The following is a 23673-nucleotide window of genomic DNA, read 5'->3' as shown; positions in this document are numbered from 1 at the left end:
CCGCGACGATGAGCACGGAATACGACAGTGAGCCCTATGTCGAGGAGGTCGAACTGCGCCTCACCGTCACGGAGGCCGGGTCGCGCTGCGATGCCGTTGTCGTCGAGGTCGCCGGAGAGCTCGACATCGGCACCACGGCCATCTTTCACGGGCTGCTGTCCGCGATCCTCGACGGCCGGTCCGGCCAGCCGCTGGAACTCGACCTGACGGGTCTGGAGTTCTGCGATCTCAGCGGCCTGCGGGCGCTGCACGCCCTCGGCTCGGCGGAGGTCCAGCAGCGCAATCGGGTACGGATCGCCGCGGCGGGATCCGCACTCGACCTGCTGCTGAACCTGTGCCGGATCCCGGCGATCCTGGGTTACGTTCCGGAACCCTTGCGATGACCTCGGCCAGGGTCCTCTTCGTACGCACGCAGGATCAGGCCGTGGAAATGGTGGACGCCGTGTTCGGAAAGGCCTGAGCCCTTGGGGTCGTACACGATCCGTCCTTGATCGAAAGCGGGAGTCGCCATGCCTCGCTGGACGCTCTCGACGATCGCGATGTGGCGGTCGCCGGTGCGGTCACGGACCACGGCGATCGGCATGCCGGCGTCAGGCGGAGTTGGCCGCGGGGTGGCGCAGGCGGTGGGCGGGCACGCCGGCGGCGGTGAGGCGGGCGGCTATGTCGGTACGCGCGCTGTCGAGGAAGACGGCCACCTTGTAGTCGTCGCCCAGCTGGCAGGCGGCGGCGAGGGTGCCCAGGTTGATCGGGTCGACCGCGCCGACGTCGCCGAGATCGAGGACCAGGCGCAGTGGGCGGGTGTGCCGGATGGCCTGGACCAGGGTGCGCCGCAGGTCGACCGCGTCGTCGGCGTCCAGGTCGCCGTGCGGCTGGATGACCAGCGTGCCGTCGGGGTGGTTCCCGACATCGACCGTGGTAGCGGTCATGGCGCTTTCACCTTCCGTTACCCGGTGCTTCGTCGAGTGGTCAACGGTAGGGGTGGCGGCCGCGCTCGTCGAGGCCCACTGTGGAAAGTTCAGGTGGTCACGGAGCGGTAACGGCGATCAAGCGGAAATGAGGAAGGCCGGAGCCCCGTGGTGACGGGGTGCTCCGGCCTTCCTCAAAGGTGTGACGCTATAGCGGGCCGGTCAGCCCTGGCGGCCGCTCCAGCGGGGATTCTTCGTGTTGATCACTACCTGGCGACCGCGGCGACGGGTGACGATGCTGCCCGGCTTGCTCTTGAGCGAGCGCAGGGAGTTGCGAACCTTCATGACGCTGACCTCTTTCCGCGCCGGCGTTGGCTTCCGCCGCGCGCAATGGGTTGAACACCGCCGCCGGCGCCGCTATTTCCGGTGGCCCCGCCTGCGCCGGGATCTGGCGGCGGATGGTCCGGGCGGCGCTCGCCGGCCGGTTCCGCGAGAACATCACCTGGAAGAGCAGTGGCGCTCCGATCGTCATCCAGGCTCCGATCACGAAGTACCGGACGAAGTCGGCGGCCATTGACTCACCCAGCAGCAGCGGGCCGGACACCTTGATGCCGATGAGTACCGCCATGCCGAGGACGAACTTGGCGATCTGCGTTCCGGCCGGTCCCTGCGCCTCCCACTTCACGTACTTCTGATCCAGGACGTATCCGATCAGGAGACTGCTCATGGCCCCTGCCGCCTTGACGTAGTCGTCCGACGGCAACCAGATCAGCCCGGCGGCGATCGGGACGAGCCAGAGCAGCAGCAACTCGGCCCGCTGCCGTTCGTCGGCGTAGGTGAACATCCGGCCCGCGGCGATCGCGCAGGCGAATCCGAGGGCGGCTCCCACCAGGACATCAGCAAGCGTGTGCACGCCGAGGTACATCCGGGAGAACGCCACCAGCAGAACCAGGACGATGCTGAGCGCGGTGAACCACTTCTTGCGAATGATCGTCGCAAGTGCTGTCGTCAGGGCCGCGATCGCCTGGGTGTGCCCGCTCGGGAACGAATATCCGGTAGCGGTCTCCGCCCGGATGGGAACCAGATCGAGGTCCCGCAGGAAGGGCCGTTCGACATGGAACACCTCCTTGACCGCGTTGTTGGCGACACCCGATAACAGGTACGCGAAGCCGATCCGGTATCCCCACCGTTTGCTCAGGCACCAGAAGACGAAGCAGATCACCGAGATGGCGACGTAGTCTTCCGCCAGAATCGTGACCCCGGTGAACACCTCGGTGAAGAACGGGGTCCTGATCGATTGAAGCCATTCCAGGGTGTCCAGCATGAAATCCATTTCTCTGCGCTCCGAATTACCCACGACGACTACCTCGCCAGGTAGAACTTCATGAAGGCCAGGAGCTCCCTCGTGTAGTCGACGGGAATCTGGTACCACGGCGTATTCGCGTGGAGATGCGTGCTGCCGATTCCCGCTTCCTCAGCGATCTCGTTCGCCCTGAGGATGTGGTAGTCGCTCGTGATGAAGGCCGTGGTGTACCCGGCATCGAAGTGCGCGTCCAGAAGGCGCTTGGTGAGGACGAAGTTCTCCTGGGTGCTGGTCGACTCGTTTTCCTGGAGGATCCTGTCCTCCGAGACCCCGTGTGCGACCAGGTACCTCCGCATCGCGAGCGCTTCGGTGATGGATTCCCCATGACCTTGCCCGCCGGAGACGGCGATGACGGCACCAGGGTTCGCGGCGGCATATTCGACAGCCACCTCCAGGCGGGAGCGAAGCGATGGCGTCACCTCCTCGCCATTCAGCCCGGTCCCGAGGACGACGAGGGCATCCTCCTCGTACGACACGGTGTCCACCCTGCCGAAAATGGCGATGGATGCGACGGAGAGGACCATCAGCGCGTTGGCGATCAGGATGACGATCTTCACCCACTTGAGCGGGCCTTTTCGGGTCCGGTCCCGGATCCGGTCGCGGTACAAGCCGGAGAACAGATAGAGGGCACCCATCACGAACGTCGCGATGATGCCGGAATTGATGCTGATGGTGAACAGGACGATCACGGCATCGAGAATCAGGAGCGCCCCGATGGCGATCCCGAGCGCTCCGCGGCGGTTGCTCCCCATCAGGCGACCATCCCGCGCCAGACGACGTCCAAGGCGCTGCGCACTCGCTGCTGCGTCGCCGGATCATCGATCCGGTCACCGCGCGCGACGAACTGGTAATAGAACACCCCGATGATCGCGTCGAAGCACGCCTCGACGTCGAGATCATCGCGCAGGGTGCCGCGCTCGACGCCGGCGCGCAGCACCTCCTCGATCGGCGCTCGGCGGCGGGAGACATATGACTCCCAGTACTCCTTCTGCAGCGCACGATCGGCCATGACCAGCCGGATGCGGTGCCGGAACCGCACCTCGGAATAGCCGGTCGCCGCGACGATCCCGCCGTCCCCGAAAATCGACCCGAAGACGGCCGAGCGGATGTCGCCGTCCAGATCGATCTCAGGGAAGCCGGAACGCTCGGCATCCAGGGCCGCGGCGATCAGCGTCGTCAACGACGGCCAGCGCCGATACAGCGCGGCCCGGCTGACGCCGCTGCGCTCGACGAGCCTGCTCGCGGTGACCTCTTCCTCGGCATCGATCAGGCTCAGCGTCGCGGCGAAGACCCGGCCGTCGATGTTCTCATCGCGCGGACGGCCGGGGCCATGAGGGTGATCCGGCGTCATGCGGTGGGCACCCGTCGGGAGAGGCGGTGTCGGCGCATGGAGGCCTTCCGGTCAGGGGGCGGGGCCTCGAGGGCAGCGCCGTTCTACGGGGATTACGAGAATAGCATTCTCCCAACTGGCCGCGGATCGGCGCGGGACGTGACCGGGGGTCAGATCAGGGGGCGGTCGGGGAAGCACCCCATATCGCCGGGAGCTCACAACCGGCCACTGTGGAGGAATGTCGACTCATGACCGTTCCACCCGTACGCCGGCGAGGCGGTTCGGCCTGACGCTGGTGGCCGGCGCCCTGGTCCTGGCCTGCGTGCCATCGCCGGCGGTGGCCGGGCACGCACCCGGCCGTGCGGCCGTGACGCTTCAGCGTGACGTGAACGCGCTGCTGGCGACCGGTGCCACGGGCGTGCTCGCCGAAGTCAGCGCCGGCCCGCGCCCGGTGACGGCTCGGGCGGGTGTCGCCGACCCGGCCACTCGCCGCCCCATCGCGTGGGACGCGAAGCATCGGATCGAGAGCACCACCAAGTCGTTCGTCGCGACCGTCGTCCTGCAGCTGGCCGGCGAGGGCACGGTCGGCCTGGACGATCCCGTGGACCGGTGGCTTCCCGGACTCGTGGGTACCGAGGTCACCGTCCGGCAGCTGCTCGGACACACCAGTGGGCTGCCTGATTACGCCGACGACGTGCCGCTGGGGCAGGCCACCACGGCCGAGGAGTTCGACAGGGAGCGTTTCCGCACGTATTCGCCCGGCCAGCTGGTCGCCATGGCGATGCGGCACCCGCCGGTGTTCGCGCCCGGGCAAGGCTGGTCGTACTCCAACACCAACTACGTCCTGGCCGGGATGATCATTGAGAAGGTGACCGGCGCGCCGTGGGAGCAGGCGGTGCACGAACGCATCATCGAGCCGCTCGGCCTCACCGGAACCGTCATCCCGGGCACCTCGGTTTACCTGCCGTCGCCGCGCCTCGCCGCGTACCAGCGTCTGCGGCCGGGTGACCGGCCGGTCGACGTCTCCACGCGCGTCTCCGGCCACGCCGACGCGTCGATCATCAGCACGCCGGGCGACGTCAACCGCTTCCTTCGCGCGCTCCTGGGCGGCAAGCTATTGCCGCCGCTCCAGCTCACAGAAATGCAAACTACGGTACGCGCGGAGCCCTTCGAAGCGGTGTGGGACGAACCGGGATATGGGCTGGGCCTGATGAAGCGTCGCCTCCCGTGCGGCGGATGGGTCTGGTTCCACGGCGGCGGCTGGTGGAACGCGATCACCGACAACGCCGTCACCCCCGACGGCCGCCGCGCTGTCACGGTGGCCATCGCCAGCTCCCTGGATCCGGGCCAGGACCCCACCGCCCAGGCCAAGGCGTCGGCCGCGCTGATCGACCACGCACTGTGTGGTGAACGCTAGACCGTCAACCGGCCAGGAGCCGCGAGCGTGGCGATTACTCCGTACCCTCGGCAGGCAGGTTTTCGGGCAGGCCCAGCCGGGGGAACCGGTCGCTGTGGAACGTGGTGATCCCGGCGATCGCGCCGCCGGTGATGCGCAGGACGTCGAGGGTCAGCGGCAGGTAGACGCCCTCCTGCTTCTGCCAGTGGTAGAAGGCGACGGTCGAAGGCCTGCTCGTCGACCTCGTCCAGCTTCTGCATCACGCCATCCTTCCGCCTGGTGGTCTTCCGTCGTAGGTATGACGGCCGCGGGCGTGACAACTCATCACCGATCAGTTGTTCGGTACGGTCGTGGGCGTGACGCAGGCTGCTGTTTGGGACGTGGTGCACGGTGAACGCGCGGCTCTCGCCCGGGATCTGGAGGGTCTCGGCGCTGATCAGTGGAGCGCACCCACCGCCTGTGTGGGGTGGGACGTGCACGATGTCCTGGCTCATCTGGTGGACAGCGCGAAGACGACGCGGTGGGCTTTCGTCCGGGACATGGTCGCGGCGCGCTTCGACTTCGACCGGCAGAACGCTCTGGGTATCGCGCGTGAACGACGTGCGGATCCGCAGGAGACCCTCGCTGAGCTGCGGACTGTCGTGGCGCTGACCAGCACTCCGCCGGCGCCGATCGGCACACGTCTCGTCGAGGCTTTCGTCCATGGTGAGGACATCCGGCGGGCGGTGGGGCTGCGGGGCGACTACCCGGTCGATCAGGTCGTGGAGGCGTTGCGGCTGCAGCTGCGCACATCGGTGAAGATGGGCGGCGGCAAGGAGCGGACGAACGGGCTGCGGCTCGTCGCCTCGGACGCGGCGGTCGACGTCGGGGGTGGGCCGGAGGTCCGGGGTTCCGCTCTGGCGTTGTTGCTCGCGGTCTCGGGCCGTCCGGTGGAACCTGACGAGATCACCGGTCCGGGAAGTGCGACGCTCCGCTATCGCGCCGCCTCCTGAGGAGCCTTGGTGTCGCCGGCGTCACTGTGGTGATCACGGGCCGGGCTTCGGTCCGTACAGTCTGCTGGTGAATGGGGAAACTCCCGCGGCGAGCGGGCGCCCGCGTCAGGTGACCGCGGCTTTCTGGTGTCAGCTCGGTGTCGCGGGATTGGTCATCGCTGTGGCCGTGGCGAGCATCTCCGGCGCATTTCTGTTCGGGCGGACGTTCCTCGTCGCCTCGCCCCAGTTGGTGACGACCGGCGGACTGCTGCTCGGCCTGGCCGCATTCCTGTCGGTCGCGGCGGTCGGCTTGCGCCGACAGAGCCGACTTGCGTACGGAATGAGCCTGGCCGGTTTGGTTCTTCCGCTGTTGCTCGTGGTGGCGGGCAGTCTGGGTCTGGGGGTCAGCACGACGTACCACCAGTCTTGGGGCTACGTCTCCTACGATGAGGCCGAGGAGTTGGGCTCGCTGGCCGCGCGCTTGGACACCTGGGTGATGCTGTCGAGCGGCGTGACCAGCATGGCAGTGACCATCGGAGTGCTGCTTGCGGTGGCGGCCGTCGTGCTGCTGCTGACCGGTCCGTCCCGGCGATTCTTCGCGCGATAGCCGGCCGGCCGGCTATCTCAGTAGCCCGTTTCGGGGTTGATGTGGCGAGGAAGTCACGGATGGATTCGTATTGATGCTTGCACCGCTCAAGATTGAAGGTGTTCCTGTCGGCGCGAGCGCGACGTTCTAGGTGTCGTATTCGCCGAGGTCCCAGGGCGGTGAGAAGGCCATGTAGTCGCCGGGTTCGGCGGTGACCCACCAGATCTCGTCGCCGGCCTCCGGCTCGTCGGTGATGAGACCGAAGGTCTGGTTGAACCGTTCGACTTCGAACGGCTCGACGACGATCCGGTCGAACGTCACCCCGTCCAATTCCTTGAGCCGGCGTTGATAGAGCTCCTCGGCGAAGAGATCGATCTTTGCCTCGACGAACCGTCCGTCACTGTCGAACAGGTACAGCGCGACGAAACCGCGGCCGCCGAAGTCGGACGGCGTGGTCAGGAAGAATTGCCCGCCGTCCGCGGTGTGCCCGACGTGCTTGGCCTCGTAGTCGTTCTGGTCGATGGCGATCCGCTCCGGCCGGCCCTCCAAGGGGTAGTCGAAGCTGGAGTCCTCGGCCTGCCCTGACTCGGCGTCCGGTAGCGGGAACCCGCAGCCACCCATGAAACCGGCCGCCGCCAGGACCGTCGTCATGACCAGCGCGAGCCTGGAACGAGTTCTGAACGCCATGATCCACAAGGCTAGGCCATGGGTCAGGACAGTTCGTAGTCGAACCAGATGCGGTGGGTGCCGTCCTCGTCGACGGTCAGGCCTCCCGTGCCGCGGATGCCGGTCAGGTCGCCGGTGCCGCTGGCGGGGACGATGGTCAGGAACGGGGCCTGCCGGTCCGTGCCCGTGGTGGTGGCGGAGTGCGCGAAGTTGAAGGCGCCCGCCTTGCCGCCGACGCTGCCCTCGAAGGACTCCATCGCGACGTACGTCCCCGTGCCGCTGGCCGGGTCGAAAGCGGCCGTGAACAGTGTCTCGGCCCGTCCCTCGATCTCGCCGGTGAACGCCTTGCGCATCGTGGCGACACCGACCGGCAGGCCAGTTTTGATCTCGGGGCCCGGCACGGGGGCCGCGGTGAAGTCGGCTACTTCGAAGGTTCCGGTTGCACGCATGTCTCGCACAGTACGGCGACCCCCTGACAGTTTCCGTCAGGATTGCGGGCGGCTCATCTGCCGAGTACGGCGCCGCCGTTGAGGCCGATGATCTGGCCGGTCAGGTAGCCGGCCTCGGGGGAGGCGTTGCAGTCCGAGGGCCCAGCCGTGGAGCGCTGCCTTCGCTGCCGCGTACGACCCGGCCGAGTGTGCGCCGGAACCTCCCCTCTGGGCGGCGGCGGAGCTGATCATGATGAGCCGGCCGCCCGGTCGCGTCAGAGAGTCCATCAGCGCGTTTGTCAGCAGCACCGCGGTGATCAGGTTGATGTCCAGGTCCTGACGCCAGGAGGCGGCCAGGGCGTCGAGGCCGGTGTCCGCCAGCGGGGTGATGATGGCGCCGGCGTTGTTCACCAGCACGTCGACCGTGCCCATCGCCGTGATCTGGTCGGCGGCGTGCCGCACCTGGATCGGGTCGGTCAGATCGGCGTTGACGGGCACCACACGTGCGTACCCAAGGGTTTGATTGATGGTTGTGGTGGTTTGTTGCAGGAGGTTCTCTCGGCGGCCGATGATCACCGCGGTGTCGCCCTGCTCGGCGAGCCGGTGGGCGATCGCGCGGCCGATGCCGGTCGCGCCGCCGGAGACAACCGCCAAACGCGAGGAATCGACCATGTTCGAACGGTAGCGGATCGTTGACTCGCCGTGCGGTTAGCCTGGGGCGGTGACCGAGGATTTCACCGCCACGCTACCGCGCAAGCGGATGGGAGCGGGCGCGCTGCTGACCGATGATCGGGGCAGGGTGCTGCTGGTTGAGCCGACCTACAAGGATTATTGGGAGATTCCGGGTGGCTCGGTGGAGGCGGACGAGTCGCCGCTGACGGCGGTGGCGCGGGAATTGACGGAAGAGCTCGGGCTGTCGATTCAGCCGGGCCGGTTGCTGGTGACCGATTGGGTGCCGCCTCGCGTGGGGCGTACCGAAGGCTTGATGTTGCTGTTCGACGGCGGGATGGTCACGCCGGAGCAGGCGGCGCGGATCCGATTGCCCGCCGAGGAGCTGCGGAGCTGGGCGTGGAGCAGCGAGGAGGAGGCCGGGGAGCGGCTGCCGGAGTTGCTGGCTCGGCGGATGGCCGCGGCGGTGCGGGCCCGGGCTGAGGGGATCGCGGTCTACCTGGAGAACGGCCACTTCGTGGCCTGATCGCAGCGCCTCAGAGATCGTACGGGTAGAGGCGGACATCCGCGTGAGCGACATGGATTTGTATCCAGCTGCCGTCCATGTCTGGCGGCGGACGTTCCGCGAAGTCCAGCAGGATCATCGAGCCGTCCACATCCAGCTCGCCGGCGCCGTCGGGCGTCAGCCGCAGTCGCCTGCGCAGGATCACCGTGTGACCGCCGGCCGAGATCGCTGGTCCGGGTTCGGCCGCAGGCTTCGCGTTCGCGCCCCAGCGCATCTCGGCGTCGATGGTCCACTCGACGTGATAGCGCCCGGGCGGAGCGTCCGGCGCGCCGCACCACGGCACTGCCGTCCGTCCCACCGGGGTTTCGATCTGCGCGAGCGGGAACGGGCTCCCGTCGAATTCGCGCAGGTTCTCCATCTCGACGAGCACCTCGCCATCATGCCCGCCGGTTTACCTGACACGCACGGATGACCCTCGGCCTAAGATCGCGCAAGCCAGGCGGGTGTGTCGATTTCGGGTTCGATACGCGCCTTAAATCGACACGTTTGGCGGGGCGTTCGCGGTGGGTTCGCTCCCGCCCGGCCCGCCGCTCAGCCGGCCGCCACCGTCATCACGTGCGGTCGCACCGCCGATCCGAGCAGTGACAACGTCTCCTGCCCGGCATCAAGCCCGGCCAAAACGCCGATCGGCATCGGCAGATTCGGTCCGGCATGCCCGAAATCGACATTGCCCAGCGCCGTCGAACTGCTCCAGCGGCACCGCGAAAGCCGTCGCCTGCACCAGCGCGATGCGATTGAACAAACCCCCGATCAACTTCCCTTGGGTACGCCCAGCGCGCCAGCATTCCCACGACGAGCTCGCAGGCCGTTGAGCTCCGCGGCGATCTCCGCCGGCGTAGCCGCGCTCCGCCACCGCTGCCGGCCGACTTCCAGCAGCGGCGCCCGGCGCACCCGAAATCCCATCCGCGTGAGCACGCCGACCGTCTGCTCGACGTTGGGCTCGTAGGCGGCGGGCAGCGGCCCGGACAGCGAAGCGATGACAACAAGATCGCCGGCACGCAACGCACGAGGCCGCAGCAGCGAAGGCAGCCCATAGTCGGTCATCGATGCAGTATTCATATGGGTGTCGGAACGGGCCACACATTTCGCCGGCTCCACTCAGCAGGCCGAAAACGAATGCCTCCCACGCTGGGGCTCGTGCACGAGGAGCCGATGGGTGCTCGACTCGGTTCGGGCGGCTGTCGCGGACGCTTCGCGTGGTGGCTGGGAGCCGGTCGAAACCCTCGCGTCGCTCCTGGTGGACCTCGTCGCCTCGGGCAGCGCGGACGATGGTCGTGCCGCGCTGGGCGTACTCAAGGAATGGCCGCGCGTCGTGCCGGCCGGGGCGCTCCGGGTGAGTTTCAGTCGCACTCCACCAGCTTGGATGTCCAGGTGTTCGCGATCCGCTGCCAGCACGGTGACATGCAGCGGCTGATCGCCAGGGTTGATGGTCACCGCGCTGATCCCGGTGACGGCGGCGAGTTGGCCGGCATCGGTGCCGGCGTATCCGGCCAGGGAGGTGACGGCATCGCGGACGTCGAAGCCGTCGCTGGTTCGGGTGAAGCGCGCGGAGATGGTGTTGATGCCGTCGGAGGCCGTCAGGTTGCCGCCGGCTGCCAACCGGAGCCAGACATCGATGGAATTGGGGATGGCGGTGGTGGCGTGGCCGTCCGTCACCGTGATGAGGTGCCAGCGGCTGCCCAGATAGTCCGCGCTCACGGCGCCGGGCGACGCCGCCGGCAGTGATGACATGGCGGACCGGCCTGGCTGGTCCTGGTGGCTGCGGGCACGCTGGATGCCGAGAACGAGCAGCGTGCAGACGCCGGCAACGGTGAGGACCAGGGCGATCCGGCGGACCCGTCGGCGGAGTGCGGGGGAGTCGGTCACCTCACCCCGATTGCCCGTTCACGTCAGAGGCTTCCGGGTCCATGACCGCAGTCTCGCAAGCCGCGACCATGAACTCGGCGGATTGCGGGGAGTACGCCCGTGCCCGCGACACGAGGTGTCAGCTTCGGCGAAGTGGGGGATTCACGGACGGGAGGTCCGGTTAGCGGACGTTGATCGGTGGCTGCGATCATGATCGTTGTTGACTCCGCCGGCCGGTCCGTGCCTCAGTCGCCGGACCGGTCGGCGGGCCTTTCCGCCACAAAGCCAGGCCACAAAGCCAGGCCACAAAGCCAGTTGGTGTCGGCTCGGTGGGCGGCCGCCTACGTAGGCAGGTTGAGCAGCAGATCCCGTACCCAAGAAGGTTGGGAAAGGAACGGGTGGTGGCCTGCGTCGAGCTCTACTACCGAACCCGCCCTGCGGGCGAACGACCGCTGTGACGCCGCCGGTGTGCCCTTGTCGGCGGCGCACACCAGGTAGGTCGACGGGATGTCGTGCCAGGCGGCCGCGCTCACCGGCTGGGCGGTCACCTGGACGCTCTGCGCCGCCAGGTGGGCCGGCGCCTGCTCCTGAACGGCAGCGTCGCAGTCCTGCAGGAACGTGTCGGTGAGCAGTTCCGGGCGTACCCCGAATGTTCCGGCCTGGAGATCGACGGTGAGGAACGGGGACGGCTTGCCGTCGCCGAAATCGGACAGGCTCTGGCCGATCTCGGGTAGGTAGCTGGAGATGAGCAGCAGGTGGCGCACGGCGGGGATGCCCGCGGCGGCCTCGGCGGTCACGATGCCGCCGTAACTGTGGGCCACCACGACGGTGGGCTCGTCGCTGTCCTGGAGGACCTGGCGCACGGCGGCGACGTCCTCAGGCAGGCCGGCGCCGCTGGTTCCGGGCGGTGTTCCCGTCTCGCCGCAGCTGGGCAGAGCTGGGGAAACGCTGGCCACGCCCTGGTCGGCGAGCAGTGCCGCGGTGCGGTGCCACCACCACGAACCGTTCTGTACGCAGGCCCCGTGCACGAATACGACTCTCATCTGTTCGACGGTAGACGTAGCAATCGTTACGCGAAAAAATGGGGCGATGGGACGGCGATCGCAACCGGAGATCAAGCAGCGGCTGCTGGACGCGTGCACCGATTACGCGCTCGATCACGGGCTTCCTGATCGGCTCGAACCCCTCGCGCGGGCTGCCGGGACGTCGGCTCGGATGCTGATCTATCACTTCGGCACTCGGGACGCGCTACTGAGGGCGGTTCTCGGGCATGCGCGGCAGCGGCAGCTCGACAGCTTCGGTGCGTTGTTGCGGGCTCGGCCGGGGGAGGGCTACACCGTCACGCTGCGCAACGCCTGGGGTGCGATGACCGGGTCGGAGGGGAAGCCGTTTCTGCGGATGTTCAATCAGCACGGGGAGAGTCCGGTGCGGCATCTGTGGCCCGGGTTCCGGCGGGCCGCGACCACCGACTGGCTGGAGCCGCTCGCCGACGGGTTGCGCAGTATCGGTCGTGAGGATCAGGCCACGCTCGTGCTGGCGGTGATCCGAGGGCTGCTCATGGACCTGGACGCCACCGGCGATGCGGCCCGGACCGGCAAGGCGTTCACCGACTTCGTCGGCGGACTTGCCGGGAACTCCACTCCAGGAAAGCGACAATAACCAGCAAAGCTACCGCAACGGCCGGCAGCCAGAGCATCCGATGCACGATCCAACCGGCTGAGTCGGGTGGGCCGGACAAACCGGCGAGCGCGGTCACCCCGAGCAGCGCGCTCTGGTGCCACAAGAAGATCGTCATCGCTGTCAGGTTGAGGCCGGCCACGACCGCCCAGCAGCCGGGATGGCGCAGCCACCGGTTCAGCCTCGCCCACAGCAGCAGCGCGATGCCGATCTGCGCCGCCGACAGGGCGGCGGTGAGCAGCGACGGCGGGTTGAGGTTCGAGCGGCCGTCGCCCGGCACCCCGACCAGGCTCGCCGGATAGCCCGCCGCGATCAGCAGGGCACCGCTGATCAAACCCGCCGCCAGCAGGCGACGACCCCAGCGCGGTCCGGCGAGCCGGCCCCGCGCCACGGCAACCCCGAGGGTGTACGGAACCAGCCAGGCACTCACGCAGTTCAGATACGCGGGCCACCCCGGCATACCCGGCGTTATGGCGTACCGAAGGGAATCGACAGTGAGTAACGCGGCGAGAGGGACCAGAGTCGCCGCGGCGCCGAACCGGTCGACGGCGCGCACGACAAGCGGGGTGAGCGGCAGCAGCAGGCCGAGGACCAGCACGAACCACAGCGGGCTGAGCGCGATCTTGGCGAACGTGTGGAGCGTGCGCGGGTCGGTGTGCCGGAGTGCGGTGAGGATCAGCAGCCAGACGCTGAGGAAGACGGCGACCGGTGGCAGGAGGCGGCGTGCCCGACCGGCAAGCCAGCAGAGCGTGGGGCTCCGGGACAGGCCGCGGGCCGCGGCGTAACCGGAGACGAAGAAGAACAGGCCGAGGGTCTGCAGTACCCAGGTCAGCGGGGTGAGGCCGGGCATCGCGGTGAGAGGACTGGCCTGCCGGAGACCGCCGCCGGAGCCGATGGTCAGGCCGGTGACGAGCCAGTGTCCGGCCACCACACCGAGCATGGCGATGGCGCGGAGCCCGTCGACGGCCCGTTCCCGATCTGGCGGTGTGGCGGCGGCAACGGTGGCGGTCCACAGAGCGGCGGTCATGAGGACGAAAAGTAGGCGTGGGGGTTACTCGATGTCGTCACACGACGGAGCTACGAGGACCTGGTACCTCAGGGTTACGCGACCCTCGGGAACGACGCCCACACGTGCTTGGTGTCGTCGGTGGCATACCAGCCGACGTCGATGGAGAAGGACATGGCCAGCAGCAGGCCGCGCCCGCCCGCGTTGATCGGGCGGGTGTCGGACAGCTCGGGAAGGTTCTCCAGGTCGTGGTCGGCGACGTCGAGGACGAACTCGTCGTCGCTGCACAACAGCCTGATCAGCGTCGGTGGCCGGCCATGCCGGATGGTGTTGCTGGCCAGCTCGGTCGCGACCAGCACCATCCGTTCCGGGATGTCGTCGAGGCGTTCCCCGTCGATGAGGGGATTGCCGGTGAGGGCCTCGTGCAGCTGTGCCCGCAGGGTATGCAGATCAGCGCTGGTGTTGAGCTCCCAGACATTGAGTTCCTGCGCGGTCGGCGGCGGCGGTGACGTACGAAGTTGACCCACCGCCCGCAAGTGCCCAGCACCGGCCGCTTCCATTCCTGACTTCAGGTTCCGTTAATCAGCCAGGTCGCCAGGTCAGGGCTGAACGTCCCGGCCGGCAGCCCGCGCAACCTGCCGCAATCGCCGTCCGAGTCGCCCGGAACCTTGATCCACAGCAGGAATTCCGCACCGCTGGTGCTCACCCCTGAGGGGGTACCCAGCTTCACTCCGGCCGGGTTGCACCAGTCACCGGCTGTGCCGCCGTTGCCGTTACGGCTCGTGTCGATCACGTACGGCTTTGCGGCCTGTCCGCGCGTGGACAGCCCGGCGTTGACGGCACCGGCATAGGCCGTCGATTCGGCGGTGGTGAAGAAGTTCGACACGTTCACCGCGAACCCGCGCGCCCCGGCGATCCCGGCCTGGACCAGCCGGGCGGCCATCGTGTCGCCGTCGACCCAGCTGGAGTTGCCGGCGTCGACGTACGCCCAGGTCTGGCCGCTGAACGCGGCCACGGCGTGCGCGATCAACCCGTACCGGGTGGTGCGTTCGGCCTCGGTGAGGCAGTCGACAAGCGCGACCCCGTCCGGTTCGATGATCACGACGGCGGGACGTCCGGCCACCCCGGCGGCGAACTCGGTGATCCACTGGCGGTAGGCCGCCGGGCTGCCGGCCCCGCCGCTGGACTCGCCGCCGCAGTCGCGGCCGGGCACGTTGTACGCGACCAGGATCGGCACCTGCCCGGCAGCAGCCGCGCCACTGACGTAGGTGCCGACCGCGCTGCGGATGTCGCCGCTCCAGTTACCGAACCAGGCCGCGCCCGCCTTGCCGGCCAGGGCCGAGCGGATCCCGGCGGCCCGCGAGTCACCCGGGTTGGCGGCCACCCACTGGGTCGCCGGGAAGTCCGGGTTGGCATAGAAACCGTTCGCCGCGGCCAGCTGGGCCACCGACGACCCGGTAGCGGACGGCAGCCAGTCGCCGACCAGTGGCCGGTCGGTGTCCTGGCCGTAGTTGAACGAGTGATCCGCGTTGCCGGGCGTGTTGCTGTCGCGCAGGTGCCACTGGTGGCCGGTCGGCCGGAACACGCCGATGGTGTCCCTGCCGTCGCCGTTCCAGTCGCCGATCAGCGGCTTGTCGCCGGTGCTGCCGTACACCGCGGTGATTTCCGGCGAGGCCGTCCCGGTGAGCTGCTCCCGCAGCGCGAACAGCCGGCTCGACGGCCGGTAGTAGCCGAGGCTGTCGGTGCCGTCACCGTTCCAGTCACCGACCAGGATGGTGTCGGTGGAGGCGCCGAACTTCACGCCGATCTCGGCGGGACCGCTGGTGAGGCTGTCGCGGATCCGCACGGTCTGATCACCCGGCCGCCAGGTGGCGACGGTGTCCTTGCCGTCACCGTTCCAGTCACCGACCAGCGGGACGTCGGCGGTGGTCGCCCACGCCGCCGTGTAGGAGTAGTCCGGCAGCCCCGCGCTCAGCGCGTTACGCAGCCAGAACTGCCGGGTCGACGGCCGCCAGTATCCATAGCCGTCGACGCCGTCACCGTCCCAGTCACCGGCCAGCGGCACGTCACCGGAGCCGCCCACGACGAACCCGGGGATGTCCGAAGCGCCGGAGGAGAGATCGTTGCGCAGATAGGCGGTGGCGTTCGAAGGCCGCCACACGCCGATGGTGTCCCGCTTCACCACCGGGGCAGGAGGCGTCGTTCCACCCACGCCCAGCAGCGCGAACGCCAGCAGCCCCGTTGACGTGAAGTCGATCGCCGGCTCCACGCTCATCCACGCGTCCGCGTCGTCCATGAACCGCGCACTGTTGCCGGTGAACGCCGCATAGGCGTCACTGCCGTCCGCCGGGCACGGCGCCGTGTCACCCTCCTCAAGATCGGTGAACACCGCCTCGTTGTTCGGCCCGTTCACCGCCGCGCCGGCGAGAATCGCGCCGGCGCCGTTGTTGCTCCCGCGCAGATTCGCGACTTGATGATGAGGACATCTCGGGTACGCGGAACCGACCCCGACGATCAGCGAAACGCCCCACGGGTTCCCGCCGAGCACCCAGCTGGCCTGCGACTGAGCGAACTGCGCGTACCGGGGTGTGCCGGCCACCGCGTCGTACCGTGCGGCCTGCGCGATGAGGCCGAGCGCGTGCGAGGTGGCGTCGAAATTGGTGTAGTCCGCCGCGGCCCGGAACCGGTCCGCCTCGGCTCGGGTGACCGCCGCGTCGAGCTGCGTGCGCTGATCGGCGAGCAGCTGGTCGGCGGTGACGGCGAGCCCGGTGGCACCGGCCGCGGTGATCGCGGTGACCAGGTCGGTCAGGGCGACGCCGCTGACGTCGTACAGGTTCAGGGTGTCCCGGGCGCCCGCGTCCAGGTATGCCTTCGCCCAGGTCGCGCCCTGGGTCAGCCAGGTACCGGCGCGGCTGTCACCGAGTGCCCGGGCGGCCAGGGCCAGCTCGGTCGCGCCGAACGCCATGTCGTCCTGCCAGACCGTCTCCGGGTAGTAGCCGTTCGGGAACGACGTGACGAGCTCGCCAACGCCGGTGGTCTGCGCTTTCGCGTAGATGGTGGCGGCCGTGTCCAGCTCGGTCTGCGCCCGGGCCGGGTCGCTGGTGGCGTGGGTCTGCGCGGACAGGGCGAACGCGGCGGCGACCCGGCCGGCCAGGTTCGGGCTCAGGGGAGCGCCGGGCGCGTTGGCGCGCAGCACCGGGCGGTACTTCAGGTAGTAGCTGCCGGTCCCGGCCGTGTCCTGCACGGCGTCGTCGGCCTGCGGCTCACGCCAGGCCCAGTGGTCGCCGATGAAGTCGGCCTCCTCGTTGCCGCCACCGATGCCGACCTGGGCGTACAGGACGCCGGTGTCCTCGTCCCACATCTTGTCGAGCCAGCTGACCGCGTGCTCGATCTCGGCGGCGCGGGCGGTGTCGGCGCTGCCGGAGCGCTGGGCGACCAGCAGGGCACCGGCCGCGTACGCCGTGGTGTGGGTGAACTTCAGGTAGTCGCCGGCGTCGAACCAGCCGCCGGCCACGTCGACCGGTGCGACACCGCTGATCGGCGTCAGCGTTCCGGCGATGGTGTCGTCCCAGGGCTCGGTGCCGGCGTACGCGGGCACCTGGTAAACCGTCGCGGAGGCGTCGGCGAGGTGCGACGGCTGACGGCCCAGCAGCCCGGGGATCACGTTCGCGCCGTCACGCTGGGTCTGGAAGAACTGGGTCATGGTGCCGGCCACTGGTGCGTACAGATCGGCCTTGGGTTTGATCTCGAAGGTTGGCGACTCGGTGACGCCGGTGATCCGGATCGTGTAGCGGCCCGGGGTGGTCACGGTGGAGAAGTCGATCGGCAGCACGCCGGTGTAACCGGTGTTCCAGCCGCCACGACTCGCACCGACCGTGCCGCTGCCCGCCGTCCCGCCGCCCGCGGCGACGACCGTGAACGCGGCCCCGGCCTGCGCGGACGTGCCCAGCAGGTACGCGACCTTCGGCTGATCAGCCGGGTAACCGACCTGATTCAGGCGGATGTACGAGGTCACGGCCGCGCTGGCGGGTGTTCCGGTGACGGCGAGGCCGCCGGCGGCGAGCAGCATGGCAACGAGCGCCTTTAAAGATCTCATGCATGTCCATCCATCGATTGCTCGGGATGGCCGCACGGTATCAAAGTTGTCCTATGTGGCGGGTGCCGTTCTGCCGCGCTCGCGGGCGACGAGCTCGCGGACCGCGGGGGCGACCTCGGCGGCGAGGCGTTCGGTGGTCGCGTGGTCGTCGCCGCCGACGATGAACGCCGAGATGCCGTGGTCGAGGGCGAGACCGGCGAGGTACTCCGCCCACTGATCGCTGTCTTCGCCGGCGCGCATGAAGTTCATCAACCGGCGGACGTCGGACGGCTGGCGGCCCGCCTCGGTGGCGGCCTCGTCGATGCGGGCGTTCATCTCCGGCAGCGAGTCCGGGCCCTTCGGGAGGTAGTCCATCGACGGCAGCCATCCGTCGCCGAGCGCGCCGGTCAGCGCCAGCATCCGCTTCTTGTAGGCGCCGATCCAGATGCCGATGTCGTGCGCCGGCCGCGGTCCGCGTTTCGCGCCCTTCACCGTGTAGTACTCGCCGTCGTGGTCGACCCGCCCGCGCGCGTCCACATCCCAGAGGTCGCGGATGATCCCGATCCCTTCGGCGAGCGCGTCAACTCCCTGACCTGGCGAGAGTCGTCGCCCGCCCATCGCGGCGATGCCGTCCCAGAACGCGCCGGCGCCGAGTCCGAGCTCGATGCGCCCGCCGCTGAGCACGTCCAGCGACGCGGCGGCGCGGGCGAGCACGGCCGGCGGCCGCAGCGGAAGGCTCAGGACGTTCCCGCTCAACCGAATTCTTTGGGTACGCGCGGCGGCGTAGGACAGCAGGGTCCAGGTGTCCAGGAATCCCGGTTGGTAGGGGTGGTCCTGGAAGGTGACCAGGTCGAGGCCGGCCTTGTCGGCGGTGATAGCGAGGTCGACGGCTTTGCGCGGGTCTTGCGCGCCGGGTGTCACGAAGGAGCCGAAGAGCAGGTCGTGCCCGTAGTCGGTCATCAGATTTCCCTTGGTTTTACATTGAAATTGTCGCGGAACAGGTTGGTCGGGTCGTAGTCGTTCTTCAGGCCGCGCAGCCGCTCCAGCACCGGCGGCGGGAACGCGTCGGTCAGCCGTTCCGGCCGGGTGTCGGTCTCGAAACTGAGGTACAGCCCGTCGAAGTGGTGGGCGAGGCGGTCCCAGGCGTTGTTCAGCGCGGCCCGGTCGCCGCCCATCGCGGTGACCTGGAATTCCGGGGTGCGGTGCGTGAACGCCGTCTCGCCGGCCGGGGTGTCGGCGATCGCGCCGCCCATGTGCCGCAGCTGGAAGAAGTAGACCTGTCCGGTACGCAGTAGCCGGGCCGCGTCTTGCGCGAACTCCGGCGTCAGCACCGGCAGGAACGCTGACCGGGTCACCGGCTCACCCCGGCCGTGGTGACCGTTCGGACCCACGTCGGCGGCCTCGGCCATGACCTGGGCGTACGAAGTCAGCACCACCTGCTGCTGGGCGAGCAGGCCGGTCTGGGCGAACGGCGTGAGCCGCTCCACCACGATCTCCGGGTCCGGGTTGTCGACCAGGCCGTAGAGCTGGACGACCGACTGGCCCTGCCGGGGCGGGCCGGTGACCAGGAAGACCGTGGTGTCCCGGTCGGCGGCGCGGGCCACCTCACCGAATTCGACGAGGGTCTGCTCGATGTCCGGGCTGACCAGCACCAGCTGCGCCCAGCCGACCTTGTCTGTTTCTTCGACCTCGAACTCGAAGGCGGTCGCCACCCCGAAGTTCGCGCCCGCGCCGCGGACCGCCCAGAACAGGTCCGGGTTCTCCTGCGCGCTGGCCCGCACGTGGGTGCCGTCGGCGGTGGTGAGCTCGACGGCCCGCAGGCGGTCGATGGTGAGCCCGTGCTGGCGCGACAGCAGGCCGATGCCGCCGGCGGTGGCCAGCCCGCCGACACCGACGCCGCCGTAGTCGCCGGAGCCGAGCGCCCAGCCGTGCTCGTCCAGGGCGGCGGCAACCTGTTTCCAGGTGGCGCCGGGGCCGATGCGTACCAGCCGCTGGTGTTCGTCGAGGACCGTGATCTCGTTCATCGCACTGACGTCGATGACCAGGCCGCCGTCGTTGGTGGAGCGGCCGCTGACACCGTGGCCGGCACTGCGTATGCCGAGCGGCACGTGCCGGTGCCGGCGCGCGAAGGACAGGGCGTCGGCGACCTCGGCGGGGTTTGCCGGGCGCAGCACCAGGCCGGGGGAGCCGCCACGCAAGTAGGTCGAGCGGACACCGCGGTAACCGGGGTCACCGGGTTCGATCGCTGTCTTCCGGAGCGACGCGGGGATGTCGTCGTAGTCGATGCCGTCGCGGCGCAGGGCGCGTACCGCTGCGGGCCGTCGTGAACGGTCGCGGTCGCCGGCCTTCTCGATCAGCCGGTCGACGTCGTCGAGCGTCGTCGCGGGAGCGATCTCCGCGTCGAGTGCGGTGGTGATCAGGCGGGTGCCGGCCAGGAGGGCGAGGCTGTCGAGGGCTTTCTCGGCCATGGCCGGGCTGACTTTTTTGTGGGTCTCGCCGGTTTCGCGGGGTATGGCGATCTGGATGCTCTCGGTGCGGCCGGCCAGCCAGGCTGCCGTGGTCCACGGATCGAGCCCGTTGTCCTCGTCTTTGAGAACCACGACGTCCAGGCCGCCGGCCTCGGCCCGCTCGGCCAGCGCCGCCAGTGTTCCGGGCTCGGCCAGGCTCAGCTCGATGCCCCATTCGTCCGCCACGTGATCCTCCGGATCAGATATCGTCTGTCCAGCAGACGATATCTCGACAAGACGGTATTGCAAAGCGATAGTATGGCCGGGTGAGCGAACAGGACCTCGGGGCAGCGCTGGGCATCCTGCTGCGGTCGTACGCGAACGCGGTCGGCCCGGTTCTCGGCGCGCTGCCGCACGGCGCCCGCGGATACCAGACGATGTGCGAGGTCGTGCGCGAGCGTCAGCCCAGCCAGGCAGCGCTGGCGGCGCGGCTCGGCATCGACCGCACGGCGATGACCTACCTGATCGACGACTTGGTGTCAGCGGGCCTGGTCGAGCGCCGCCCGAACCCGGACGACCGCCGCCAGCGGCGCATCGTGGCCACCGACCATGGGCGGGACGTGCTCGCGGCGCTCTGCGAGAAGGTGACGACGGCGGAGGATGTGGCCCTGGGAGCCCTGAGCGAGGCGGAGCGGGCGGTCTTCCGCCGCCTGTTGTTCACGGCGGCCGGAGCCGGAGCGGTCCACACACCGGAGACGTGCGCGATGGTCGAGGAAGCGCTGACCCCCTGAGATCCGGCGCCTCCGCAGGAGAGAAGCGCCGGGTCAGCGCGTTTACTGCGCGCTCTCATCGGGAGTTGGCCCCGGGGCAGCAGGTTTCATTCCGTGCCGAAGCCGCGACCCAAGACGGGTTCGCCTACCGGGCGGTGAAGGTCTGGACAGGTGGCATCGAGCCTCCCGATCAGCCGCGAACCCACGGCAACTCAGTCGCCTATCACAGCTCGCTGACTCTGACGTTTGACGGGCCGCACCAGATCGGCGTGACGGGCACGCAGGCGTAGGTCCTTTGGGCGCCGCGCACTATGTCGAAGGCGTCAGCCATGCACCCTCTCCAGCTCTCGATCAAAGGCCCTGAGCCTAGGATCCGGAAAGGTCTGATGAATCGGCCGGACGGTCCGGTGGGGCAACGACGTTCGGCCGAACGTCGGCGACCGAGGGTGGTCCGCCGGTAGATTTCGGCCTGACGCAGCGCCGTGCCCGGGGAGCCCCCGCAGATCCGTTGTGCTTTGAGAACTTCGTAACCGTAGGACTTCTATCGGGGGAATCATGGGCCGCTCGCGCCTGGTTCGCGCCGGATCAGCCATCGCCGCCGGGCTGCTTGCCGCGGCAGCGCTCAGCGCGCCCGCGTCGGCCGCCGGCGGGGGCACGATCCAGGGCACCTTCACGTCCGCTGCTGATGCGCCGATCGCCAATGCCGGCGTGGTCGCCTGGTCGGCCGACCAGGAATGGCTCACCAGTACGGTCACCGACGCGGCCGGCCGTTACCGGCTGGACGAGGTGACCGCCGGCGGCGTGCGGCTGCAGTTCGACGACCAGGGACGCGTGCAGTGGGCGCCCGGCGCGCGTCACTCCGAAGCTGCCGCCCTGCATAGCCTCGCCGAGGGTGGCACGCTCACTGTCGACGAGCGGCAGCTGGCCACCGGCACGCTCCAGGGGCGTTTCGCCGAGGCGTCCGGGGCCGGCGCCCAGGCCGAGGTGACCGTGGTGGGCAACGATCCGGGGGTGTCAAGCCGCCAGAGCGTGTCGACCGACGCGGCAGGCGCGTGGAGTGTCGAGGCGTTGCCGGGCAGCTACAAGGTCTCCTTCCGCTGGGGCAGCAGCGAGCAGTGGGCCGTCCGGCAGACCAGCGACACCGACGCCAAGGCGGTGACGGTCACGGCCGGCCGGACCACCTCGCTCGACGAGCAAAAGCTGGCGACGGGTACCGCCGGCGGGCGGATCACCGACGCGGCCGGGGCGCCGCTGACCGGGGCATACGTGAGCCTGAGCCGTGACGACATGCCGGTGGGATCCGCGTTCACCGCTGACGACGGCAGCTACTCCTTCGGCGAGGTACTGCCCGGCACGGACTACACGGTGTCGTTCTCGGTGAACGGCGGCGCCCGGCAGTACGTTCCCGGCGCCACCGTCCGCGAGCGGGCCCAGCGGTTCACGATCGTGGCCGGCCGGCTCACCACCATCGACGACCGGCTGTTGGAGGTCGCGACGATGAGCGGCCGGCTGGCCGGCACCGACGGCAGCAGTCCGTTGGCCGGTTACCACGTCATGGTCGAGCTCGCCGGCAGCGGCAGCCCCACTTACACGACGACCGGCGACGACGGCCGGTGGAGGCTGTCCGGTGTCTACCCGGGTGACTACCGCGTCGCGTTCATCTCGCCGGATTACCAGCGCGAGCAGTACGCGTACGGGCAGGGCAGCCCGGCCGGCGCCGACCTGATCACGGTGGCGCCGGGCGCCTCGGTGACCGTCGACGACACGTGGGTGCCGGGCGCGACCCTGGTGGTCAAGGCGGTGGACGCCGCCACCGGCGCTCCCGTGAAGAACATCTGCGTGTGGGTCTTCGCCCCGCGCGACGGCCGCGGATGCAGCGACAGCAGCCAGGTCACCGTCGAGAACCAGCCCGCCGGCGAGTTCCCGGTGTCGGTCTCCCCGGCCGGCGGCAGCAACTACCTCCCGGAGTACCACCGGCGTGTGCGGCTCGTACCGGGCAAGACCACGACCGTCACCGTGCCGCTCACGCAGGGCGGCACCGTGGCGATCACGACGATCGCCCGGGCCACCGGCGCGGCCGTGCGCGACACGTGTTTCCTCCTCAAACAGATCGGCGACGGCTCTCTGGGCGACTCCTACGGCGCCTGCAGCGACGCGGCCGGAAAGTCGATCACCCAGGCGATCGCAGCCGGGACGTACGAGCTGTTCGCCATTGCCCCGACCGGTTACGGGCACCAGTGGGTGGGCAGCCGGAGCGGCACCGGCGACCAGCGGGCCGCCGCCCGGATCGTGGTCAAGGCCGGGCGGACCGTCACGGCGCCCAAGGTGCTGCTCGACCCGCCCGGCACGATCACCGGCGTGGTCTCCGACGCGACCGGCAAACCGCTGCCCGGTGCGGAGGTGGCGTACTCGGCGGAGACCGGCGGCGTTACCAGCTGGAGCACCGAGACCGACGCGCAGGGCCGCTATCGCATCAACAAACTCGGTCCGTACGGCTGGCCGCTGCTCTTCAGCTCGGCGGGCCACCCCCGCGAATGGTCCGGCCATCAGGGCAACCGCTTCCAGGCGAAACTCGTGCCGGTCGTCGCGGGCGGCAATACGACCTACAACTTCCGTACGGCGATCCCGGCGAGGCTGAGGGGCACAGTCACCGTGCCGTCCGCGCCGCGGGCGACCTGGCGGATCCACGCGAAGAACGCCGTCACCGGCGATGAGATGGCGAGCTTCGACAGCAGCAGCGCCGATGACGGCGGCGGTTACTCGATGCCGCTGATCGGCGGCCAGCGGGTGAGAATCTCCTGGAGCTTCTATGGCGACAGCGTGCCCTGGACCGAGGGGTGGCACGACAACGCCACCGACTTCGGGTCCGCAACCAGGGTCAACATCCCAGCGTACGGTTCGCGCAGGGCCGATCTGGTTCTGCGGTAGCCGCGAACCTGAGTATGCGATCGTTGTCGCCAACCTTGGCATTGGG

25 protein-coding genes are annotated in these 23673 nt (G+C 69.1%); 8 read left to right on the top strand and 17 right to left on the bottom strand.

Going from position 1 to position 23673, the window contains the following annotated elements; all coding sequences use genetic code 11:
- Positions 1-8: 8 nt before the first annotated feature.
- A complete protein-coding gene (locus tag B0I29_RS31405) occupies positions 9-383 on the top strand; it encodes an STAS domain-containing protein (protein ID WP_111652734.1) in 375 nt (124 codons plus the stop codon).
- On the opposite strand, the gene B0I29_RS31400 is transcribed toward B0I29_RS31405, so the two are convergent.
- The 5 genes from B0I29_RS31400 to B0I29_RS31375 form a co-directional block, all read right to left on the bottom strand.
- The gene (locus tag B0I29_RS31400) at positions 359-583 is read right to left on the bottom strand and encodes an SRPBCC family protein (RefSeq protein WP_220091458.1); all 225 of its coding nucleotides are present in this window, start codon (positions 581-583) and stop codon (positions 359-361) included. The two genes, B0I29_RS31405 and B0I29_RS31400, sit on opposite strands and share 25 nt — an antisense overlap.
- A gap of 7 nt (positions 584-590) precedes the next feature.
- Positions 591-926: an STAS domain-containing protein gene (locus B0I29_RS31395; RefSeq protein WP_111652733.1), complete on the bottom strand. Its 336-nt coding sequence runs from the start codon at positions 924-926 to the stop codon at positions 591-593.
- 187 nt (positions 927-1113) lie between these two features.
- Entirely contained in the window at positions 1114-2238 is a 1125-nt protein-coding gene (locus tag B0I29_RS47855) for a phosphatase PAP2 family protein (protein WP_425452343.1), read from the bottom strand.
- A 29-nt stretch (positions 2239-2267) separates the two neighbouring features.
- The gene (locus B0I29_RS31380; protein WP_111652732.1) at positions 2268-3020 is read right to left on the bottom strand and encodes a YdcF family protein; all 753 of its coding nucleotides are present in this window, start codon (positions 3018-3020) and stop codon (positions 2268-2270) included.
- A complete protein-coding gene (locus B0I29_RS31375) occupies positions 3020-3619 on the bottom strand; it encodes a TetR/AcrR family transcriptional regulator (RefSeq protein ID WP_111652731.1) in 600 nt (199 codons plus the stop codon). The genes B0I29_RS31380 and B0I29_RS31375 overlap by 1 nt, the downstream gene beginning before the upstream one ends.
- A 217-nt stretch (positions 3620-3836) precedes the next feature.
- On the opposite strand from B0I29_RS31375, the gene B0I29_RS31370 reads away from it, so the two are divergent.
- The 3 genes from B0I29_RS31370 (at position 3837) to B0I29_RS31355 (ending at position 6572) form a co-directional block, all read left to right on the top strand.
- Positions 3837-5015, top strand: a complete 1179-nt coding sequence (locus tag B0I29_RS31370) for a serine hydrolase domain-containing protein (protein ID WP_111652730.1) — start codon at positions 3837-3839, stop codon at positions 5013-5015.
- Between the two features lie 335 nt (positions 5016-5350).
- On the top strand, positions 5351-5986 hold the full coding sequence (locus B0I29_RS31360) for a maleylpyruvate isomerase family mycothiol-dependent enzyme (protein ID WP_111652901.1): 636 nt from the start codon (positions 5351-5353) through the stop codon (positions 5984-5986).
- Between the two features lie 109 nt (positions 5987-6095).
- Complete coding sequence (locus B0I29_RS31355) at positions 6096-6572, top strand: hypothetical protein (RefSeq protein WP_181558060.1); 477 nt, start codon at positions 6096-6098, stop codon at positions 6570-6572.
- Between the two features lie 126 nt (positions 6573-6698).
- Here B0I29_RS31355 and B0I29_RS31350 read toward each other — a convergent pair whose 3' ends face one another.
- The 3 genes from B0I29_RS31350 to B0I29_RS31340 are packed head-to-tail and all read right to left on the bottom strand — an operon-like array spanning position 6699 to position 8317.
- Complete coding sequence (locus B0I29_RS31350) at positions 6699-7238, bottom strand: hypothetical protein (RefSeq protein ID WP_220091456.1); 540 nt, start codon at positions 7236-7238, stop codon at positions 6699-6701.
- Between the two features lie 23 nt (positions 7239-7261).
- A complete protein-coding gene (locus B0I29_RS31345) occupies positions 7262-7666 on the bottom strand; it encodes a DUF3224 domain-containing protein (protein ID WP_111652728.1) in 405 nt (134 codons plus the stop codon).
- Positions 7667-7702: 36 nt separating this feature from the next.
- Positions 7703-8317, bottom strand: coding sequence for an SDR family oxidoreductase (locus B0I29_RS31340; protein WP_375790656.1), 615 nt, complete (start codon positions 8315-8317; stop codon positions 7703-7705).
- Positions 8318-8366: 49 nt separating this feature from the next.
- Between B0I29_RS31340 and B0I29_RS31335 the strand changes: the two genes are divergently transcribed.
- Entirely contained in the window at positions 8367-8840 is a 474-nt protein-coding gene (locus tag B0I29_RS31335) for an NUDIX domain-containing protein (protein ID WP_311733621.1), read from the top strand.
- Positions 8841-8850: 10 nt separating this feature from the next.
- Here B0I29_RS31335 and B0I29_RS31330 read toward each other — a convergent pair whose 3' ends face one another.
- The 4 genes from B0I29_RS31330 to B0I29_RS31315 form a co-directional block, all read right to left on the bottom strand.
- Positions 8851-9249: a hypothetical protein gene (locus tag B0I29_RS31330; protein ID WP_111652727.1), complete on the bottom strand. Its 399-nt coding sequence runs from the start codon at positions 9247-9249 to the stop codon at positions 8851-8853.
- Between the two features lie 380 nt (positions 9250-9629).
- A complete protein-coding gene (locus B0I29_RS46365) occupies positions 9630-9923 on the bottom strand; it encodes a hypothetical protein (protein WP_220091455.1) in 294 nt (97 codons plus the stop codon).
- 54 nt (positions 9924-9977) lie between these two features.
- Positions 9978-10745: a hypothetical protein gene (locus B0I29_RS31320; protein WP_111652726.1), complete on the bottom strand. Its 768-nt coding sequence runs from the start codon at positions 10743-10745 to the stop codon at positions 9978-9980.
- 320 nt (positions 10746-11065) lie between these two features.
- Positions 11066-11767 (bottom strand): alpha/beta fold hydrolase, encoded by a 702-nt coding sequence (locus B0I29_RS31315; protein WP_111652725.1) that lies wholly within the window; start codon positions 11765-11767, stop codon positions 11066-11068.
- A 46-nt stretch (positions 11768-11813) separates the two neighbouring features.
- On the opposite strand from B0I29_RS31315, the gene B0I29_RS31310 reads away from it, so the two are divergent.
- Positions 11814-12383, top strand: coding sequence for a TetR/AcrR family transcriptional regulator (locus B0I29_RS31310; protein WP_111652724.1), 570 nt, complete (start codon positions 11814-11816; stop codon positions 12381-12383).
- Here the strand turns inward: B0I29_RS31310 and B0I29_RS31305 are convergent.
- From B0I29_RS31305 to B0I29_RS31280, 5 genes are all read right to left on the bottom strand, one after another.
- A complete protein-coding gene (locus tag B0I29_RS31305) occupies positions 12328-13428 on the bottom strand; it encodes an acyltransferase family protein (RefSeq protein ID WP_111652723.1) in 1101 nt (366 codons plus the stop codon). The two genes, B0I29_RS31310 and B0I29_RS31305, sit on opposite strands and share 56 nt — an antisense overlap.
- Before the next feature lie 74 nt (positions 13429-13502).
- Positions 13503-13934, bottom strand: a complete 432-nt coding sequence (locus B0I29_RS31300) for an ATP-binding protein (RefSeq protein WP_111652898.1) — start codon at positions 13932-13934, stop codon at positions 13503-13505.
- Between the two features lie 41 nt (positions 13935-13975).
- Positions 13976-17503: a glycoside hydrolase family 9 protein gene (locus tag B0I29_RS46360; protein WP_220091454.1), complete on the bottom strand. Its 3528-nt coding sequence runs from the start codon at positions 17501-17503 to the stop codon at positions 13976-13978.
- Between the two features lie 51 nt (positions 17504-17554).
- Positions 17555-18442 (bottom strand): LLM class flavin-dependent oxidoreductase, encoded by an 888-nt coding sequence (locus B0I29_RS31285; protein ID WP_111652722.1) that lies wholly within the window; start codon positions 18440-18442, stop codon positions 17555-17557.
- Positions 18442-20175 (bottom strand): FAD-binding oxidoreductase, encoded by a 1734-nt coding sequence (locus B0I29_RS31280; RefSeq protein ID WP_220091453.1) that lies wholly within the window; start codon positions 20173-20175, stop codon positions 18442-18444. Before B0I29_RS31280 ends, B0I29_RS31285 begins: the two co-directional genes overlap by 1 nt.
- A gap of 80 nt (positions 20176-20255) precedes the next feature.
- Between B0I29_RS31280 and B0I29_RS31275 the strand changes: the two genes are divergently transcribed.
- Both B0I29_RS31275 and B0I29_RS31265 read left to right on the top strand, forming a co-directional pair.
- Positions 20256-20720 carry a MarR family winged helix-turn-helix transcriptional regulator gene (locus B0I29_RS31275; RefSeq protein ID WP_111652721.1) on the top strand — a complete coding sequence of 155 codons (465 nt, stop codon included), beginning with the start codon at positions 20256-20258 and terminating at the stop codon, positions 20718-20720.
- A 534-nt stretch (positions 20721-21254) separates the two neighbouring features.
- On the top strand, positions 21255-23627 hold the full coding sequence (locus B0I29_RS31265; RefSeq protein WP_111652719.1) for a carboxypeptidase regulatory-like domain-containing protein: 2373 nt from the start codon (positions 21255-21257) through the stop codon (positions 23625-23627).
- Positions 23628-23673 lie beyond the last annotated feature (46 nt).

This window comes from Actinoplanes lutulentus (genome assembly GCF_003259845.1).
GTDB classification, from domain to species: Bacteria; Actinomycetota; Actinomycetes; order Mycobacteriales; family Micromonosporaceae; genus Actinoplanes; species Actinoplanes lutulentus.
Note: the sequence above shows the minus strand (reverse complement) of the source record. Positions and strands in the feature narration are given on the sequence as shown.

Bases quoted from the DNA above. Each gene is read 5' to 3' on its own strand.
- B0I29_RS31405 (WP_111652734.1), top strand. From the start codon at position 9: ATGAGCACGGAATACGACAGTGAGCCCTATGTCGAGGAGGTCGAACTG.
- B0I29_RS31400 (WP_220091458.1), bottom strand. From the start codon at position 583: ATGCCGATCGCCGTGGTCCGTGACCGCACCGGCGACCGCCACATCGCG.
- B0I29_RS31395 (WP_111652733.1), bottom strand. From the start codon at position 926: ATGACCGCTACCACGGTCGATGTCGGGAACCACCCCGACGGCACGCTG.
- B0I29_RS47855 (WP_425452343.1), bottom strand. From the start codon at position 2,238: ATGGATTTCATGCTGGACACCCTGGAATGGCTTCAATCGATCAGGACC.
- B0I29_RS31380 (WP_111652732.1), bottom strand. From the start codon at position 3,020: ATGGGGAGCAACCGCCGCGGAGCGCTCGGGATCGCCATCGGGGCGCTC.
- B0I29_RS31375 (WP_111652731.1), bottom strand. From the start codon at position 3,619: ATGACGCCGGATCACCCTCATGGCCCCGGCCGTCCGCGCGATGAGAAC.
- B0I29_RS31370 (WP_111652730.1), top strand. From the start codon at position 3,837: ATGTCGACTCATGACCGTTCCACCCGTACGCCGGCGAGGCGGTTCGGC.
- B0I29_RS31350 (WP_220091456.1), bottom strand. From the start codon at position 7,238: ATGGCGTTCAGAACTCGTTCCAGGCTCGCGCTGGTCATGACGACGGTC.
- B0I29_RS31345 (WP_111652728.1), bottom strand. From the start codon at position 7,666: ATGCGTGCAACCGGAACCTTCGAAGTAGCCGACTTCACCGCGGCCCCC.
- B0I29_RS31340 (WP_375790656.1), bottom strand. From the start codon at position 8,317: ATGGTCGATTCCTCGCGTTTGGCGGTTGTCTCCGGCGGCGCGACCGGC.
- B0I29_RS46365 (WP_220091455.1), bottom strand. From the start codon at position 9,923: ATGACCGACTATGGGCTGCCTTCGCTGCTGCGGCCTCGTGCGTTGCGT.
- B0I29_RS31315 (WP_111652725.1), bottom strand. From the start codon at position 11,767: ATGAGAGTCGTATTCGTGCACGGGGCCTGCGTACAGAACGGTTCGTGG.
- B0I29_RS31310 (WP_111652724.1), top strand. From the start codon at position 11,814: ATGGGACGGCGATCGCAACCGGAGATCAAGCAGCGGCTGCTGGACGCG.
- B0I29_RS31305 (WP_111652723.1), bottom strand. From the start codon at position 13,428: ATGACCGCCGCTCTGTGGACCGCCACCGTTGCCGCCGCCACACCGCCA.
- B0I29_RS46360 (WP_220091454.1), bottom strand. From the start codon at position 17,503: ATGAGATCTTTAAAGGCGCTCGTTGCCATGCTGCTCGCCGCCGGCGGC.
- B0I29_RS31285 (WP_111652722.1), bottom strand. From the start codon at position 18,442: ATGACCGACTACGGGCACGACCTGCTCTTCGGCTCCTTCGTGACACCC.
- B0I29_RS31265 (WP_111652719.1), top strand. From the start codon at position 21,255: ATGGGCCGCTCGCGCCTGGTTCGCGCCGGATCAGCCATCGCCGCCGGG.